Genomic DNA, 15,114 nt, shown 5'->3' on the forward strand with positions numbered 1-15,114 from the left:
CACAGCTCACCGGCGCCCTTGACGGACCGCTGATGCTCCAGCTGCCCGCCGACGACCTTTCTTCCGCCTCGGCCGGCCGGAGGCAGGAGCGGCTCATGCGGGGCTGGACCGAACTCGTCACCCAGATCTGCCGGGCATAACCCGCAGCCCTCCACAGCCGCCGCACTGCAGCACGTACGCGGTCGGTCTCCAAGGCGGTCACTGGCTCCGATGACTTACACGACAGGCTCTAACCCGCGTTGACGCGGCGGGCCGTGCTGAACCTGCGTTGGTAGGCGGCGGGGCTGATCGACAGCTTCCTGGCGAAAACCCGTCGCACGCTTTCGTAACTGGGGAACCCGGCGAGTGTCGCGGCCTGCGTCGCGGTATGTCCTTGGTCGAGCAGTGCCCTGGCCATGTCGAATCGGATGTTTTCCACGTAGCGGGCCGGTGTCGTGGACAGTTCGTCGTGGAAAAGCCGGGTGAGGTGCCGGGTGCTCACGTTGAGGTGTTTCGCGAGTTCACCGAGCGAGTGGTCCCCACCGGGGTTCGCCGTCACCAAGTCGGTGACCTTGCGGAGAGCCGGCGAGCGGGGCGGCGGTCCTTGCAGCGGTGCCGAGAACTGGGACTGGCCGCCCGCACGCTGCATGTACACCACCAAAGCGCGGGCGACGTCGCGCGCCAGATCGGGCCCGTGGTCCTCTTCGACGAGAGCGAGCGCCAGATCGATGCCGGCCGTCACCCCTGCCGACGTGTACGTGGTGCCATCGCGAACGTAGATCGCGTCGGGCTCGACGCGGCACGTCGGACACCGGGCGGCGAGCTCGTGCGCGACCTTCCAGTGCGTCGTCGCGCGCTTGCCGTCGAGGAGCCCGGCGGCGGCGAGGACGAACGCCCCGGTGCAGATCGACGCGACCCGGCCGGCCCTGGTCGCCGGGATCCGCGCGGCGTCCGCCAGGTCGCCGGGGACACGAGCGCGCGGATAGAGTCGGACCCGGCCACCAATAACGTGTCGGAAGCCGGCTCGGAGGAGACGCCGCTGTCGACCGAGATCCGGATTCCGAGGTTCGTCGTGACGTCCGCACCGGTCGGCGACAGCAGCACGATCCGGTAGCCGGCACCGAACCTGTTCGCCTCCTTGAACACCTCCGCGGGACCGGCGACGTCCAGCAACGTCACTCCGTCGTAGACCAAGATCGCGACGCGATGGGGAGCGGCGTTGACCACTCCGGCGCCTCCGGAGCCGGATCCCGGCGACGCCGACCACCGTCGGGCCGGCGACGCAGGAGACATGGACACCGTTCATTGGTAGCACACGGCGGCGATTGCGCCTGTCCGGATATGAGTGATTCCTGGCCGGACGAGGGCGGCGCCGCACGCCGTTCGGAAGGCAGCATGGAAGTCGGACACACCGTCCACAGTCGACACACTTCCCGGAAGGTCAGAGGTCATGCCAGAGGTCATCGCGGGGTTGGAGATCCCTGGGACAGCGGCGGTCGCCGAAGCGACCAGGCACATCCAGGAGACGACCAGTCCCCTCATCTACCACCACTCCCGGCGGGTCTTCTTCTTCAGCCTGATTCACGCACACAAGCTCGGCGTGAAACCGGACCCGGAGCTGCTCTACTTGGCGGCCATGTTCCACGACACCGGCCTCCTGACTCCCTTTTCCGACGTCGAGCAGCGCTTCGAAGTCGATGGCGCCGACCACGCGCGCAGGTTCCTCCTGGACCTGGGTTTCCCGGCGGCCGCCGCCGAGACCGTCTGGACGGCGATCGCGCTGCACACCACGCCGGGCATCCCCGGCCGGATGGCTCCGGAAATCGCGACCACGCACCTCGGCGTCTTGACCGACGTGCTCGGCTTCGGCCTGGACGGACTGGAAACCGATCAGCTGGGCGAAATTCTCGCCGTCCACCCACGAGGTGACTTCAAGAACGAATTTCTGCGGCCTTCGTCGACGGGCTCAAGAATCGCCCGAAACCACGAACGGCACCGTGAACTCCGATGTGCTCGAGCACTTCATCCCCGGCTTCCAGCGCACGACGACCGTCGAGCGCATCGTCGGCTCGCCCTGGCCGAGCTGACCGGACACGCGATGAACGGTGTGAGTCGCCTCGACAACGGACGTCGTCTCGGACGTTGTGCTTCGTTCGTCCTGCTCGTCTGCGCCAACGTGCTGATGATGGCGACCGCGAGCGCGCCGTCCCCGATCTACTCGCTGTACCAGGAGCGTTGGGGCTTCTCGGTGACGATGCTGACGGTGATCTTCGCCGTGTACGTCGCCGGTCTGCTCGGCGCGTTGCTGACGGTCGGGTCGCTCAGCGATCACCTGGGTCACCGTCCGGTGCTGATCGCCGCCCTCCTCATGGCCGCGGCCGGCACGGCGATCTTCTGGACCGCCGACGGGGTGGGGTCACTGCTGATCGCCCGCGTGGTGCAGGGCCTCGCCACCGGGACCGCGACGGGTGCGCTCGCCGCCGGGTTGGTCGAGTTCGCCCCCAAGGAACGCCCGCATCTGGGGCCGACGATGACAGCCGTGGGCACCAGCGCCGGTATGGCGATCGGCGCGGGGGTCGTCGGGCTGCTCGTTCAGGTGACCACGCGTCCCGACGCGTATGTGTTCCCCCTGTTGACACTGGCGTTCGTGACCCTCGCCGTGGTGGTCGTCGCGATCCCTGAGCCACCCACCCGGCGAGCCGGTGGACTGGCGTCATTGCGACCGCGAGTCCGCGTTCCCTGGGAAGCCCGGCCGGAGTTGCTTGCCACGATCCCCGCCATCGTCGCAGGGTGGTCGGTGACCGGGCTGTTCCTGGCGCTCACCCCGTCCCTGGTGACCACCGTGCTGCACGTGGGGTTCGGCGCCGCGGGTGGGCTCAGCATCGCGGTGCTGTTCCTCGCCAACAGTGCGGGCGGGGTGTGGGCCGTCCGGCACACGCCATGGGGCGCCACCTCGCTGGGGGCCGTGTGCCTGGCCCTCGGGTCCGCGGGACTGGCAGTGGCCCTGGTGCTCACCTCTGTGATCGTCTTCGTCATCGGCTCGGTCATCGCGGGACTGGGTGTCGGGTTGACGTTCAGCGGAACCCTCCGCGTCATCAGCGCGGCGACCAGCGCGAAAACCCGGTCGGAGGTGTTCTCCGCCGCCTACGTGATCAGCTACACGGCACTGAGCGTCCCGTCTCTGGCAGCCGGGCTGCTGGCCCGCTGGTGGGGGCTGGAGGCCACGGCCTACCTCTACATCGCGTCCGTCGCGGTGCTGTCCGTGATCGCCGCGGTTCACGCCGGACGCCCACAGGCTCACCAGCGCACCGACGACGGGCGATCCGCGACCTCCGCGGCCGGGCGCCGGCACCACGCGTGGACCCCGTGCTGAGCCCCCACAACCACCCAATAATGCCGAACGTTCTTGAAAGGATTCGAGCCATGCGAGCGATCACAGTGCGAGACCGTGACGCGGGTGTCGGCGGCTTCACCCTGACCGACATGCCTTACCCCCACGCCTCGGAAAACGACGTCATCGTGCGCGTGCACGCCGCGGGCTTCACTCCCGGAGAGCTCGACTGGCCGGCATCGTGGTCCGATCGCGCCGGCCGCGACCGGACACCCAGCATCCCCGGGCACGAGCTGTCCGGAGCCGTGGTCGAGCTCGGCTACGGAACCACCGGCCTCACCGTGGGCCAGCGGGTGTTCGGACTGACCGACTGGACCCGTAACGGATCCCTGGCCGAATACACTGCGGTGGAGGCTCGCAACCTCGCCCCCCTCCCGGCCGACATCGACCACACCGTGGCCGCCGCGCTGCCCATTTCCGGACTGACCGCATGGCAGGGACTGTTCGACCACGCCCACCTCACGACCGGCCAGACCGTCCTCATTCACGGCGCCGCGGGCGGCGTCGGCTCGATCGCCGTCCAACTCGCGCGAGAGGTGGGCGCCCGCGTGATCGGAACCGGCCGGGCCGACGACCGTGATGTCGCGCTCGGCCTCGGCGCGCAGACCTTCCTCGATCTGGACGCCGACGATTTGCGGCACGCCGGCGAGGTGGACGTGGTGTTCGACGTCATCGGCGGCGACATCCTCGAGCGATCGACCGAACTGGTACGCCCGGGCGGCACCCTCGTCACCATCGTCATGCCACCTACCGTGCAGCCCAAGGACGGGCGAGCGATCTTCTTCGTCGTCGAACCCGACCGCGCCCGGCTGACCGACCTCGCCCAGCGCGTCCGGGCCGGACGGCTCAACCCCATCGTCGGCGACGTGCGACCGCTTTCCGAAACGGCCTCCGCGTTCGCCGGCCACCGCCGCACGCCCGGCAAGACAATCATTCAGGTCGCGGACGAACAAGGAGCGCGGCACTCGTGATCCACCAGGCGCTCCCGGACATCCAAGGCAAAACCTTCACCTCGGCGACCCAAGGCGAGAACTGGATCGAGCAGCCAGGAGCCCACCACGTGGCCACAGAAAACGCCAGCAACGCAGAACCGGCCGAGCTCCTCGTCGTCTTCGTCTCCACCACCGGGGAACAGCTCAAGACCGACGACCCGAACCAGTAGATCGCCGTACGGAACCGGGCGAAGTCGAGTGCGATTCACCGACGCGCTTCGCCCGGCACCACCGGCCGCTGAAGACCGAGATGATCTCGCAGCGTCGTTCCGGAGTATTCGGTGCGGAACCGGCCTTTGCACTGCAGAATCGGCACGACATGGTCGACGAATGTCATCAGTTCGTACGGCAAAGTCGATCCCATGATGGTGAACCCGTCGACCGCGCCCGCGTCCTGCCAGGCGATCACGTGCTCGGCGAGCTGCTCAGGCGTTCCGACGAAATGGATCTGACCCGCACCACCCGTGAGCCGCCCAGCGACGTCGCGCAGTGAAGCGTCCGGCCGCGCACGTGCGGCCGCGTACAGCAGCTCCGCGCGACTCGACGGTGCCGATTGCCCGGTCCACAGCTCGGCCGGTAGCGGAACATCCGGGTCGAAGGCGTCCGGATCGAGCCCTGCGGTGTACAGCGTGTTCTGCCAGCGGAACTCTGGGCTCGTCAGCTCTTCCAACCGGCGCGCCTTCTCCTGCGCTTCGGCCTCGGTCCCGCCCAGAGTCACCATCAACGCCGGGAGGACGAGCACCTGGGCAGGGTCCCGGCCTGCGGCGGCAGCCTGTGCGTGAACCTCTGCCCGGAACTCGACCGCCGCCTCCAGCGACGGCGGCCCGGAGAACACCAGGTCGGCATATCGTGCGGCCAACGCGATGCCGGGCCCCGACTGCCCTGCTTGAACAAGCACGGGATTTCCTTGCGGAGAGCGCGGAAACGGCAGGACGCCCTCGACGTCGTAGTACTGACCGTGGAAGCGGGGCGCGTGCAACTTGCTGCGATCTGCCCACACGCCACGCTCGCGGTCACCGATGATCGCGTCGTCCTCCCAGCTGTCCCACGCACGCCTCACCACATCGACGAATTCATGGGCCCGCGCATACCGGTCGGCGTGGTCAGGGTGGATAGGTTCGCCGAAGTTCGCCGCGGCCAGTGGCGTGACGGTGGTGACGATGTTCCAGCCGGCGCGGCCGCCGCTGAGATGATCCAGTGTCGCGAACCGCCGGGCGAGTTCCCACGGCTTGCTGTAGGTCGTCGAGCCGGTCCCGATCAGTCCGATGTGGCTGGTGACCGCGGCGAGAGCTGAGAGCACCGAGATGGGATCGAATTGTGTCTGCGGCAGATGCGTGGCGCGGTATTCGGCGATCGCGATGTTGTCGGCCAGGAACACCGTGTCCATCAGGCCGCGTTCGGCGATTCGCGCGATGTCGGCGTAGTAGGGAAGTCCGAGAACACCTCGCACGTCGTCGTCGACCACGCGCCACGCGGACTCGTGGTAGCCGTTGGGCCAGATGAAAGCGTTGAAGTGCAATGGTCGTGCGGTCATCAGGTCATTTCCTTGTGTTGTGCTCGCCGAAGTCGCGTCTCGCCCGTCCAGACTCTGATTTGACCTCGAATGTCTCGATGTAGTCGATGGCAGCGGTCAACGCGTCCTGCAGCGATGTGATCTCCCGAGTGGCCTGAGCGAGGAGCATGCCGCCTTGGAAGGCGGCCAGCAGCAAGTGGGCCAGTCGCCCGGGGTCGGCCTCAGCACGGAGAACACCGCTGTCGCGCATCCGGGCGAGCCCGGCGCGGAAGATGTCCGCCCACTGACCGAACCCCTCCGCCAGCTGCTCGCGGACGACGAGGTCGGTCTTGACGATCTCGCCGGCGAGCGAGCCGAACGTGCATCCTTGCTGACAAGCGCCCTCATAGGCGATGAAGAAGCCGGCCCACCTTCGTAGCGCCTCGATGCTGTCGAGCCCGGAGAAACGTTCACCGGCGTGGAGATCGAGGACTTGTTCGGCCCGCATGCCGACCACGGCGAGCACCAGGCTCTCCTTGTCCGGGAAGTAATGGTTGAGCTGAGATCCGCTGACTCCGGCCGCGCGGCGCACCGCTTCGTTGTTCGTGCCGTGCACGCCTTTGACGTACATCAGTTCCGCGGCGCTGCGCAGGATGCGCTCCCGGGTCGCCTGCCCTTTGACAGTCAACTTCTGCGGCGTCGCCACACGTTCCGAGGCCATACAGACAGCGTACGCAATTTTTGGGCTTGACAGCCCATTTTTTGTTCTGTTGAGTGATCAACGTCAAGTGAGCAGCGGCGGTGACAGGTAGTGGACAAGCCTGACTGGGGTCCCGCCGCCGCCGGCGGCTAGCGTGGCCGGGAGTCGTCGAGGAGAGGAGCGGATCGTGGTCAGAAGGCAGCTCAGGATCGCGCAGGTGATCATGTTCGTGCAGACCGTGGCCTCGCTCGGGATTTGGGTCGTGCAGCTGCTGACGATCAGCGCGCGCCTCGACCACGGCCAGGACGTCGCGGGTTCGGTGTGGTTCGTGATCGTGATCAATCCCCTGATCGCGGCCCTCGTCGCCCTCGCCGCAGCCTTCCTGACCCGGCGTCCGTGGGCGCGCGGCCTCGCGCTGGCCATGGAGGCGGTGGGGGCCGTGAGCGCGCTGATCAGCGTGATCACGGGGTTCTACCAAGCCGGGATCGCGATTCTGCTGGCCATCGGCGTGATGGTGCTGGTGACTTCCGGCTCACAGCGTTCCACCCAGATCGCGTGAGGAGACTCGTTCCGGTGAAAAGCCCTGCCGTGTACCGATTCCGCCTGGCTGCCCTCGCCGGCGCTGTCGTCCTGCTTGTCACCGGCTGCGCCGGCCCGCCTCCGATGGACTGCGACGGGAACTTCTGCGAAACGCCCGGCTACTGGCCGAGCACCGCCACTCAGATCGAGAACGGCTTCGTGGCCGTCCTGAGCGCCATCGGCCTGGTCCCGATCGTCCCCCGCAGCGCGAACGGCCCCGCCCGCCGAACAATTGGACAGTAGCACCGGAGGCTTGGCCGTCCCCGCCATCCCGTCGATGACCAGCGCACGCCGCGAAGTGTTCAGAACATGGTGTTGTCGTTCGCCGGGGCTTCCGGGACCGGTTGCGCGACGTCCCAGTGCTCGACGATCCGGCCGTCTCGCACCCGCATGAGGTCGGCGATCGCGGTGCCGCGCTCGTCCGGCGTCGTCTTGAGGAGGCTGTGCGTCACGACCAGGTCGTCCTCCGCGACGGTCCGTTTGATCTCGAGCGTCATACCCGGGTAGGCGCCGACGAATCCCGCGAGGAACCGGGCTGACTCGGCGGCGGTGTCGGGAGCGTGCGGATTGTGCTGGACGTAGCCGGGCCCCACGTAACGGTCGAATGCCTCCTCGGGCTTCTTGGCGTTGAACGCCAGGTCAAGGAAGGCGTGCACGACCTGCTTGTTTTCGGTAGTGGAAATCGTCTTCTTCCTTTCACCAAGGGATTTCGGTGTCCCGCCGAGGAAGGAGCCGTCGGTCATCGGCGCCGCTTTCGTCGTCACGACACCCATTTCACCAGCGGCCGGGCCGTTCTGGGAAAGACTGGTTCAGTCCAGCCCTATACCCTGTGGGTATGACCGACCTTGAGGTCAGGGAACTCCGCTACTTCCAAGCCGTCGCCGAGGAGCTCAACTTCTCGCGCGCCGCGACGAAGCTGGGGATCGCGCAACCGCCACTGTCCAGGGCGATCAAGCAGCTCGAACGACGGCTTGGCGTCGCGCTGTTCGAGCGCACCACGCATTGCGTCACGCTGACCGCACCCGGCCGCACCCTGCTGGTCGAGTCCGCGCGCGTGCTCGACGCCGTAGCCGCCGCGGCGCGGCGCACCACTCGCGCCGGGCTGAGCACGCCCCGGGTCGTCGTCACCGCGAAACCGGGCGTGGCGACCGACCTGCTGCGGCGGCTCGCCGAGGCCTACCGCGCGACACCCGGCGCCGCCGAGGTCGAAATCGCGGTCAGCGGCTACGGCGAGCAGGCGGCTATGGTGCGGGACGGGCGCGCGGACGCGGCGCTGATCGGCATGCCAGGCGAGCGCCGTGGACTCGACTGGGAGTTGATCGCCTCGGAACGACGGGTGGCCGCACTTCCCGCCGGGCACGAACTCGCCTCGAAGTCGGAGTTGAGCTGTCGCGACCTCGCCGGATTGCCGGTGCCCGTCGGTCCCGAGTCCACTGTGGACCAACTCGCCTACTGGGCTGGGCAGGACGGCGAATTGGGCGCTCCCCCGGTGACGGGACCCGAGGTACGAGACAGCTCACAGCTGCTGGAAACGGTCGCACTCGGCCTCGCCGTCGCGTTGGTCCCCGTTTCACTGGCCAAAAGAAGCTCACGCGACGACATCGTGTTCCGGCCGGTTCCCGACGCGAGCCCTTACGTCACAGCGCTTTCCTGGCGCTCCGGCAGCCACGACCCGCACGTCGCCCAGTTCGTCCGGGTGGGGCTCGCGCTCGGATGAGGTCGTGAGTGTTTACAAGTGTTATTATAGAACACCTTGTTGCCACTCACGAGCCACCTCCATACCGCAGCGTGGTCAGCAGGCGCCGTCGGCCGGCTCGACTGACCGGCCGCGGCGAGTTACCCGGCGGCGTTTTCGAGGACGACTGCGGCGACGCTGCCGCCCATCCCGACGGAGGTTTTCACCACGATTCCTGGCTCCGGAGTCGTCGCTCCTGGCAGGAGCCGTGGATGTCCCTCAGCGACCTGGTTGGGCGCGGGGATGAGGTTGTGCTGCCAGCCCAGGCACGTCCCGGCGATCTCGACGAGAGACGCCGCGCACTGGGTGTGCCCGGTGGAGGGTTTGAAGGAGTACACCTGGGCCGCGGGCAGCCGCTCGAGGATCGCGGATTCCGTGGCGTCGCATTGACGGGTGCCGGGGCCGTGCGCGTTGAGGTACCGCACGGCGCCGGGGGCGACGCCGGCGCGGCCGAGCGCGTCGGTGACCACCGAGACAGCTTGCGCCGAATCGGTGGCGAGCCCGATCGCGTGGTGCGCTTCGTGGCCCATTTCCCCGCCGAGGACCAGCGCGTACGAGTCGACGTCGGACCGGGTGACCACGAAAGCGACCGCGGCTTCCGCGAACACGAATCCCCGGCTGCCCGTTTGGAAGGGGCGGCACGCGTCGAAGGGGTGCAGGTCGGTGACGGCGACGCCGGCGTCGACGAAGCTGCGCACGATCGCGGGCAAGCCGGACAGGTCGGTGGTGACGACGATGACGTCGTCGGCACGGCCGTCGTCCAGCCACATTTTGGCGGTGATCAGCGCGGCGTTGCCCGACGCGCACATCGACGACAGATCCATCGTCGGCCCATGGAAGCCATGTTCTTGCATGAGCGAAAACATCGGTGTGGAGGGCATCAGTGAGATGAAGTCGCGCCGGGACCATCGCGTGTCCTGGCGGTGGTAGTCATGCCAGCTCTCGGTGTCGTGCAGCACCGCCCCGTGCAGGACACCGACCTTGCGGCCCGGTCTCCAGCCGCGGGCCTTCGCGTCGGTGATCGCCTCGCGGACGGCGGCGAGCATCGCGCGGGCGAACCGGGAACCATCCTCGGGGCGGCCGCCGTCGGGAACGAGACCGACCCAGCCGGGATCGGCGGGTCCGGCGCCGTATCCGGCGACGGAGGTGGCGGAGGGAGCTCCGGAGACGAGGCCGTCCCAGAGGCGGTCCCGGCCCCAGCCGTAGGGAGTGACCGCGCCGATGCCGCAGATGTTGGTGTGGTGCTGCATAGGACTGCCAATCGTCGAGAGCACCGGCAGCCCGCTGACGACGGCTGACAAAGGGTGCGGGAGGGAGTGGTTGTGGAGACGCGGAGCGGGGTGGAGTGATCTAATGCGGGTTACAAAAACACGGGAGTGTGGATCAGGTGGGTCCTAATAGCGACGACGGCAACGTGGCACCCATCAGACCGGCGATGTCGCCAGCGCACGGCGCCGCGGCCCGCTGGACATCGCGGCCCGGTTCCTCGGCCGCTTCGTGGGACGATGTTCTGCGCGATATCGACGAACGCGTGCGCACCGCCCGTGCGACTCAGCCGGCGGCGGCCGCGGACAACGCATTGTCGGCCGACCCAGCGAAGTACCTGGAACTGGCGAACGCGTCTCCGCATGGGATTTGCGTGCACCAGGATGGCAAGGTCGTGTTCGTCAACGCGGCGGTGTGCAAGTTCCTCGGGGCGAGTGAACCTGCGGACATCGTCGGCCGCCCGATCTCCGAATTCGTGGCTCAGGACTCGCGCGCCGCGCTGATCGAGCGCATCGACTCGCTGAAAGTCCCCGGCGCGCGCACCCAAGCCGCCGAGGCGGTCCTGCTCACGTTCGACGGTGGCACGCTGGATGTCGAGTCGACGTCGGTGCTCACGGTGTGGAACGGGGAACGTGCCTACCAGGTCATCCTGCGCGATCTCACCGAGCAGAAGCGGACCGCGGCGGCGGTGATGTATCAGGCCGCAACGATCCAGAACGCCTCCGACGCCATCGTGGCCACGTCGTCGTCCGGGCTCGTGACGAGCTGGAACCCGGCTGCCCGCGAGATGTACGGCTACACCGAGACCGATGCGAAAGGCCGCTCGGTGTCGGAGGTTGTCGGCGCTTCGCTGGATCCACAGGCCATCATCGACGCCGGTGGCAAGGAGAACGCGGTCCACTACAACGCCGACGGCAACCGGCTGGCGGTCCGGGTGTCCGCAGCGGAGATGCCCGACGGGTTCGCGCTGATCTGCACGGACGAAACACCTCGCCGCAAAGCCGAGGAGCATTTCACCACCGTTGTGGAATCGGTGGACACCGGCATGATCGTGATGGGGCCGACCGGCCACATCGACCTCGCGAACCCGGCCGCCCACCGCATCGTCGGCGCCCGTGACGGCTCGCTGATCGGCCTGCACAGCGACGGCATCCGACTCTTCGACGAAGCGGGGCAGGAAATCCCCCACGAGGAGTTCCCGTCCTCGCAGATCGCCCGCACCGGGAAGGCCACCAGCCGGGTCGTGCGGATCCGGCGCTTCGACGGAGCTGACCGCTGGGTCTCGATCACCTCGGCGCGTCTCGGAGAAGACGATCAGCCGGGGTCTTCGGTGCTGACCTCGTTTGCCGACATCACCGAGGACCGCGCCGACCGGGCACGGCTGACCCACGCCGCGACCCACGACCCCCTGACCAACCTCGCCAATCGGCGCCTCGTGCTGAGCTTCCTCACCGACGCTCTCGCAAAGCCCGACACGACGGTCACGGTGCTGTTCATCGACCTCGACAACTTCAAGATGATCAACGACTCGCTTGGTCACCCCGCCGGAGACCAGGTCCTCAAGATCGCCGCCTTCCGGCTGCGTGCCGAGATCGCCGACGGCATCGTGGGCCGTGACGGCGGGGACAAGTTCGTCCTGGCCACCACGACCTGCGCTACGGCTGTCGACGTGCGGGGACTGAGCGACCATGTGCGCCAGCACCTGATTGCGCCGATGACTGTCCAAGGCCGCGCACTGACCATCGACACCAACATCGGTATCGCCATGTCCGCCCCCAGGGACACCCGGAGTGCCGCGGAACTGATCGCCGACAGTGAGATCGCGATGTACACCGCCAAAAACGCTGGTCCCGGGCGGGCCGTGCTGTATGAGCCGGCCTTGCGTGAGCCGATCAAGCGGCGCCTGCAACTCGAACAGGACCTGCGCGCGGTGATGGACGACGGTGCGGCAGCCATCCCGGTCGTCTACCAGCCGATCGTGGACCTTGTCACTGGCGACATCGTGGCCGCCGAGGCCATGCCGCATTGGGAGCACACCGAGCACGGGAGCATTTCCCCCGCTGAAGTGTTCGCGGTCGCCGACGCCGACGGCGATCTGCTCGGCGCCATCGGCGCACATGTCATCCAGTCCGCTACCCGGGAGTGCGCGCGCTGGCGAGTCGAACATGGCGTTCACCTTAATGCGAATGTAAATATGTCGATCCGCCAACTGGGTGATCCTCGACTACTGCAAGTGATGGAACTGGCTCTTGGCGGGTCGTCGACGGAGCCGGCGGAGCTGTGCGTCGAGGTCACCGAAGACGCGCTGCACGACGCCGCCGACATTCTGAAAGCCGTGCGGGGGCGGGGTATCCAGGTCGCGGTGGACGACTTCGGCACTCGCCGGTCGTCCCTGACCCAGCTCCAGCGGCTCGGCCTCAACGCCATCAAGATCGACCGAACGTTCATCGCGGCGCTGGGTACGTCCCCCAACGCTGAACCGGTTGTCGCCGGGATGGTCGGGATGGCCCACGCCGTGGACATGGTCGTGATCGCCGAGGGCGTCGACACCGTCCACCAGCTCGATGTCCTTCGCGCGATGGGCTGCGACTACGCACAAGGCGACTTCGTCGCCGGCCCGGGACCGGCCGAAAAACTGCTGCCGCACTACGACCACCTCCCGCGATAGACCTGCCAGGCAGGTCACGAACTCGCACGGGGGCCGCACCAGAGGTAGCCCGCATTTAGTTACAAATGAGACCGTATCGAACGAATAGACCGCGGTAATATGACCTCATGCCCGCCGACGTTCCTGACAGAACCACCGCCTCGCGTGTGACCGACCGCCCCGGAGATGCCTCGCCGTTCGCTCTTGGCCTGCTGCTGCGCCGGGCGCATTGGCGCGCGGCCGCGGTGTTGGAAGAGGCGTTGCGGCCGCTCGGCATCGAGTTGCGGCATTTTGCCGTGCTGATCGTGCTGGTCGACCGCGGGCCCACGGTGCAGCGGGACTTGGCGGCGGCGACGGGGTCGGACAAGGCGGGAATCATGCGGGTCGTGGACGACCTGGAGCGCAGGGGGCTGGCCGTACGCAAGACCGTTCCAGGGGACCGGCGGGTGCGGGCAGTGGAGATCACGCCTCGGGGCGTCGAGCTTTTCGACGCGGTTCATGTGGCGGCGGTGCCGTCGGCTGAGCGTCTGATTGCCGAGCTGGGGCCCGGTGAGCCCGAGCAACTGACGGATCTGCTGACCCGGTTTGTCTATCCCGCAGGCGGCGAGGCGTAAGCGCACCGGCCCGCCTGCCGCCCCCAGCGCCGGGCCACCGGCCCCAGGGGCAGAGCGCCACCGTCATCGTCGGGAATTACGCGGCGAGGCGCACCGCGAGCTCCTTGGCCTTGGTGGTCGCGTCCTCGAAGGCGCGCTTGCGGGAGGCCTCGTAGAGGGGGACCAGTTCAGACATGGCCGGATTGCGGGGGGCCATGGTGAGTTCCGGGACGATGAAGTCGAGGTCCATGCCGAGGGTGCCTTTGAGGACGGCCTCGAGGTAGTTCTGTACGAACTCGTAGCCCTCGCGCGGGGTACCCGGCGCGCAGGAGCCGCCACGGCTGGCGACGACGATGACCGGGGTGCCCTGGGCGGAGCGGGTCTCGCCCGTGGTGCGGCCGAGCAGGAGCACGTTGTCCAGCCACGCCTTGAGAGTCGACGGGATCGAGTAGTTGTACATGGGGGCGCCGATCAGGACGGCGTCCGCCTGCTCCAGTTCCTCGATGAGCTTCACGCGCGCGGCGAACGCGGCGGACTGCTCCGGGGTGTGCTCGGACGGAGCGGCGTTACCGGCGAACCAGGCGTCGGCGGTGATGTGCGGAACGGGGTTGGCGGCTACGTCGCGGTAGATGACCGTGCCCTCCGGGTACTGCTCCTCCCAGGCCTTGCGGAAGGCGTCCGCGACCGAACGGGTTGAGGACGCTTCGACGGGGAACACGGACGAGTCGATGTGCAGCAGCGTGGCCATGGGCCTTCTCCAAAGAACGGTACCCGAGGTGGAACCAAGGGCTGAGGATTCGTACGCGACGATAGTACATGAGATAGTAATGAATGATACTATCTCATGTGTAACGGGGTAGATCCATTGAACGGATGGGAGGTAGGCGATCTTGGACGTCTACGAGGCGGTCACGAGCCGACGGGCAGTGCGCGGATTCACCGACCGGCATGTCCCGAGGGAGATGCTGGAGCGCGTGCTGTCCGCCGCGACTTGGTCGCCGTCCGCATCGAACCTCCAGCCGTGGCACGCCTACGCGCTGACCGGTGGGCCGCTGGCCGAACTCAAGAAGCGCGCCGGTGAGCGCCTGGCCGCAGGCGACCCCTGGGACGAGCCGGAGTACGAGCAGTACCCACCCGCATTGAAGTCCCCGTACCGCGAGCGCCGATTCGCCTTCGGCGAGCAGCGCTACGGCGCACTCGGCATTCCGTGCGAGGATCTGGAAGCGCGCCACAGAGCCGCTTCCGCGAACTGGGACTGTTTCGGCGCGCCCGCCGCCCTGTTCTGCTACATCGACCGCGACCTGGGCACGGCCCAATGGTCCGACGTCGGCATGTTTCTGCAGACCGTCATGCTGCTGCTGCGCGCCGAAGGGCTGCACAGTTGCACGCAGATGGCATGGGCGAAGTACCGCAAGACCGTCGCGGAGGTCCTGTCACCTCCGGACGAGCTCATCCTCTTCTGCGACACCGTCGCGCTCGAAGCGTCCCTCGACACCCTGATCGACTGCCTGCGCGGCCACACCGACCACTGACACTGGCGCCGGGCGTTCAGGCGGTGATGCGCGCTGTGCGTCGAGCTCGCCGACTGCCGACTTGAAGCGCTCAACGCCGATCGAGGCTGTGGCGCACCTGGCCCTGAAGGCCACCTCAAGAGACTGTCGTGCTCTCACCCACCCCCGTCGGTTTCAGGGTGGGTGACCGCCGGAACGCCGTGAAGGGAACCTTGAGGGACTCAGAGTC

At 67.6% G+C, this 15,114-nt stretch carries 16 protein-coding genes; 10 read left to right on the forward strand and 6 right to left on the reverse strand.

From position 1 onward, the window contains the following. Positions 1-229: 229 nt before the first annotated feature. On the reverse strand, positions 230-919 hold the full coding sequence (locus tag VGP60_RS18345; protein WP_327549252.1) for a GlxA family transcriptional regulator: 690 nt from the start codon (positions 917-919) through the stop codon (positions 230-232). Here VGP60_RS18345 and VGP60_RS18350 point away from each other — a divergent pair. The 4 genes from VGP60_RS18350 (at position 806) to VGP60_RS18365 (ending at position 4,532) form a co-directional block, all read left to right on the forward strand. Then, positions 806-1,093: a hypothetical protein gene (locus VGP60_RS18350; protein WP_327549253.1), complete on the forward strand. Its 288-nt coding sequence runs from the start codon at positions 806-808 to the stop codon at positions 1,091-1,093. The genes VGP60_RS18345 and VGP60_RS18350 overlap by 114 nt on opposite strands. 336 nt (positions 1,094-1,429) lie before the next feature. Beyond that, positions 1,430-3,352 carry an MFS transporter gene (locus VGP60_RS18355; protein ID WP_327549238.1) on the forward strand — a complete coding sequence of 641 codons (1,923 nt, stop codon included), beginning with the start codon at positions 1,430-1,432 and terminating at the stop codon, positions 3,350-3,352. 50 nt (positions 3,353-3,402) lie between these two features. Continuing rightward, a complete protein-coding gene (locus VGP60_RS18360) occupies positions 3,403-4,341 on the forward strand; it encodes an NADP-dependent oxidoreductase (RefSeq protein ID WP_327549239.1) in 939 nt (312 codons plus the stop codon). Further along, positions 4,338-4,532, forward strand: coding sequence for a hypothetical protein (locus VGP60_RS18365; RefSeq protein WP_327549240.1), 195 nt, complete (start codon positions 4,338-4,340; stop codon positions 4,530-4,532). Before VGP60_RS18360 ends, VGP60_RS18365 begins: the two co-directional genes overlap by 4 nt. Positions 4,533-4,567: 35 nt before the next feature. Here the strand turns inward: VGP60_RS18365 and VGP60_RS18370 are convergent, their stop codons facing one another. Continuing rightward, complete coding sequence (locus VGP60_RS18370) at positions 4,568-5,896, reverse strand: NtaA/DmoA family FMN-dependent monooxygenase (RefSeq protein WP_327549241.1); 1,329 nt, start codon at positions 5,894-5,896, stop codon at positions 4,568-4,570. 4 nt (positions 5,897-5,900) lie between these two features. After that, entirely contained in the window at positions 5,901-6,560 is a 660-nt protein-coding gene (locus VGP60_RS18375; protein ID WP_327549242.1) for a TetR/AcrR family transcriptional regulator, read from the reverse strand. A 181-nt stretch (positions 6,561-6,741) separates the two neighbouring features. Here VGP60_RS18375 and VGP60_RS18380 point away from each other — a divergent pair, with 181 nt between their 5' ends. Continuing rightward, the gene (locus VGP60_RS18380; RefSeq protein ID WP_327549243.1) at positions 6,742-7,113 is read left to right on the forward strand and encodes a hypothetical protein; all 372 of its coding nucleotides are present in this window, start codon (positions 6,742-6,744) and stop codon (positions 7,111-7,113) included. A gap of 14 nt (positions 7,114-7,127) precedes the next feature. Continuing rightward, entirely contained in the window at positions 7,128-7,376 is a 249-nt protein-coding gene (locus VGP60_RS18385; protein ID WP_327549244.1) for a hypothetical protein, read from the forward strand. A 59-nt stretch (positions 7,377-7,435) separates the two neighbouring features. Here VGP60_RS18385 and VGP60_RS18390 read toward each other — a convergent pair whose 3' ends face one another. Continuing rightward, positions 7,436-7,897, reverse strand: coding sequence for a nuclear transport factor 2 family protein (locus VGP60_RS18390; RefSeq protein ID WP_327549245.1), 462 nt, complete (start codon positions 7,895-7,897; stop codon positions 7,436-7,438). 71 nt (positions 7,898-7,968) lie between these two features. Between VGP60_RS18390 and VGP60_RS18395 the strand changes: the two genes are divergently transcribed. Then, on the forward strand, positions 7,969-8,850 hold the full coding sequence (locus tag VGP60_RS18395; RefSeq protein ID WP_327549246.1) for a LysR family transcriptional regulator: 882 nt from the start codon (positions 7,969-7,971) through the stop codon (positions 8,848-8,850). Between the two features lie 119 nt (positions 8,851-8,969). Here VGP60_RS18395 and VGP60_RS18400 read toward each other — a convergent pair whose 3' ends face one another. Beyond that, complete coding sequence (locus VGP60_RS18400) at positions 8,970-10,118, reverse strand: beta-ketoacyl synthase N-terminal-like domain-containing protein (protein WP_327549247.1); 1,149 nt, start codon at positions 10,116-10,118, stop codon at positions 8,970-8,972. 185 nt (positions 10,119-10,303) lie between these two features. On the opposite strand from VGP60_RS18400, the gene VGP60_RS18405 reads away from it, so the two are divergent. Continuing rightward, positions 10,304-12,802, forward strand: coding sequence for a sensor domain-containing protein (locus VGP60_RS18405; RefSeq protein WP_327549248.1), 2,499 nt, complete (start codon positions 10,304-10,306; stop codon positions 12,800-12,802). Positions 12,803-12,909: 107 nt separating this feature from the next. Beyond that, a complete protein-coding gene (locus VGP60_RS18410; RefSeq protein WP_327549249.1) occupies positions 12,910-13,395 on the forward strand; it encodes a MarR family winged helix-turn-helix transcriptional regulator in 486 nt (161 codons plus the stop codon). A gap of 76 nt (positions 13,396-13,471) precedes the next feature. On the opposite strand, the gene VGP60_RS18415 is transcribed toward VGP60_RS18410, so the two are convergent. Then, on the reverse strand, positions 13,472-14,122 hold the full coding sequence (locus VGP60_RS18415; protein WP_327549250.1) for an FMN-dependent NADH-azoreductase: 651 nt from the start codon (positions 14,120-14,122) through the stop codon (positions 13,472-13,474). A 142-nt stretch (positions 14,123-14,264) separates the two neighbouring features. Here VGP60_RS18415 and VGP60_RS18420 point away from each other — a divergent pair, with 142 nt between their 5' ends. Further along, positions 14,265-14,906: a nitroreductase gene (locus VGP60_RS18420; RefSeq protein ID WP_327549251.1), complete on the forward strand. Its 642-nt coding sequence runs from the start codon at positions 14,265-14,267 to the stop codon at positions 14,904-14,906. Positions 14,907-15,114: the final 208 nt, after the last annotated feature.

The sequence above is a fragment of the Amycolatopsis sp. genome, assembly GCF_036008905.1.
Taxonomy (GTDB): domain Bacteria; phylum Actinomycetota; class Actinomycetes; order Mycobacteriales; family Pseudonocardiaceae; genus Amycolatopsis.

Coding starts and splice junctions, on each gene's coding strand:
- VGP60_RS18355 (WP_327549238.1), top strand. CDS start 1,430: ATGCCAGAGGTCATCGCGGGGTTGGAGATCCCTGGGACAGCGGCGGTC.
- VGP60_RS18360 (WP_327549239.1), top strand. CDS start 3,403: ATGCGAGCGATCACAGTGCGAGACCGTGACGCGGGTGTCGGCGGCTTC.
- VGP60_RS18370 (WP_327549241.1), bottom strand. CDS start 5,896: ATGACCGCACGACCATTGCACTTCAACGCTTTCATCTGGCCCAACGGC.
- VGP60_RS18395 (WP_327549246.1), top strand. CDS start 7,969: ATGACCGACCTTGAGGTCAGGGAACTCCGCTACTTCCAAGCCGTCGCC.
- VGP60_RS18400 (WP_327549247.1), bottom strand. CDS start 10,118: ATGCAGCACCACACCAACATCTGCGGCATCGGCGCGGTCACTCCCTAC.
- VGP60_RS18405 (WP_327549248.1), top strand. CDS start 10,304: ATGTCGCCAGCGCACGGCGCCGCGGCCCGCTGGACATCGCGGCCCGGT.
- VGP60_RS18410 (WP_327549249.1), top strand. CDS start 12,910: ATGCCCGCCGACGTTCCTGACAGAACCACCGCCTCGCGTGTGACCGAC.
- VGP60_RS18415 (WP_327549250.1), bottom strand. CDS start 14,122: ATGGCCACGCTGCTGCACATCGACTCGTCCGTGTTCCCCGTCGAAGCG.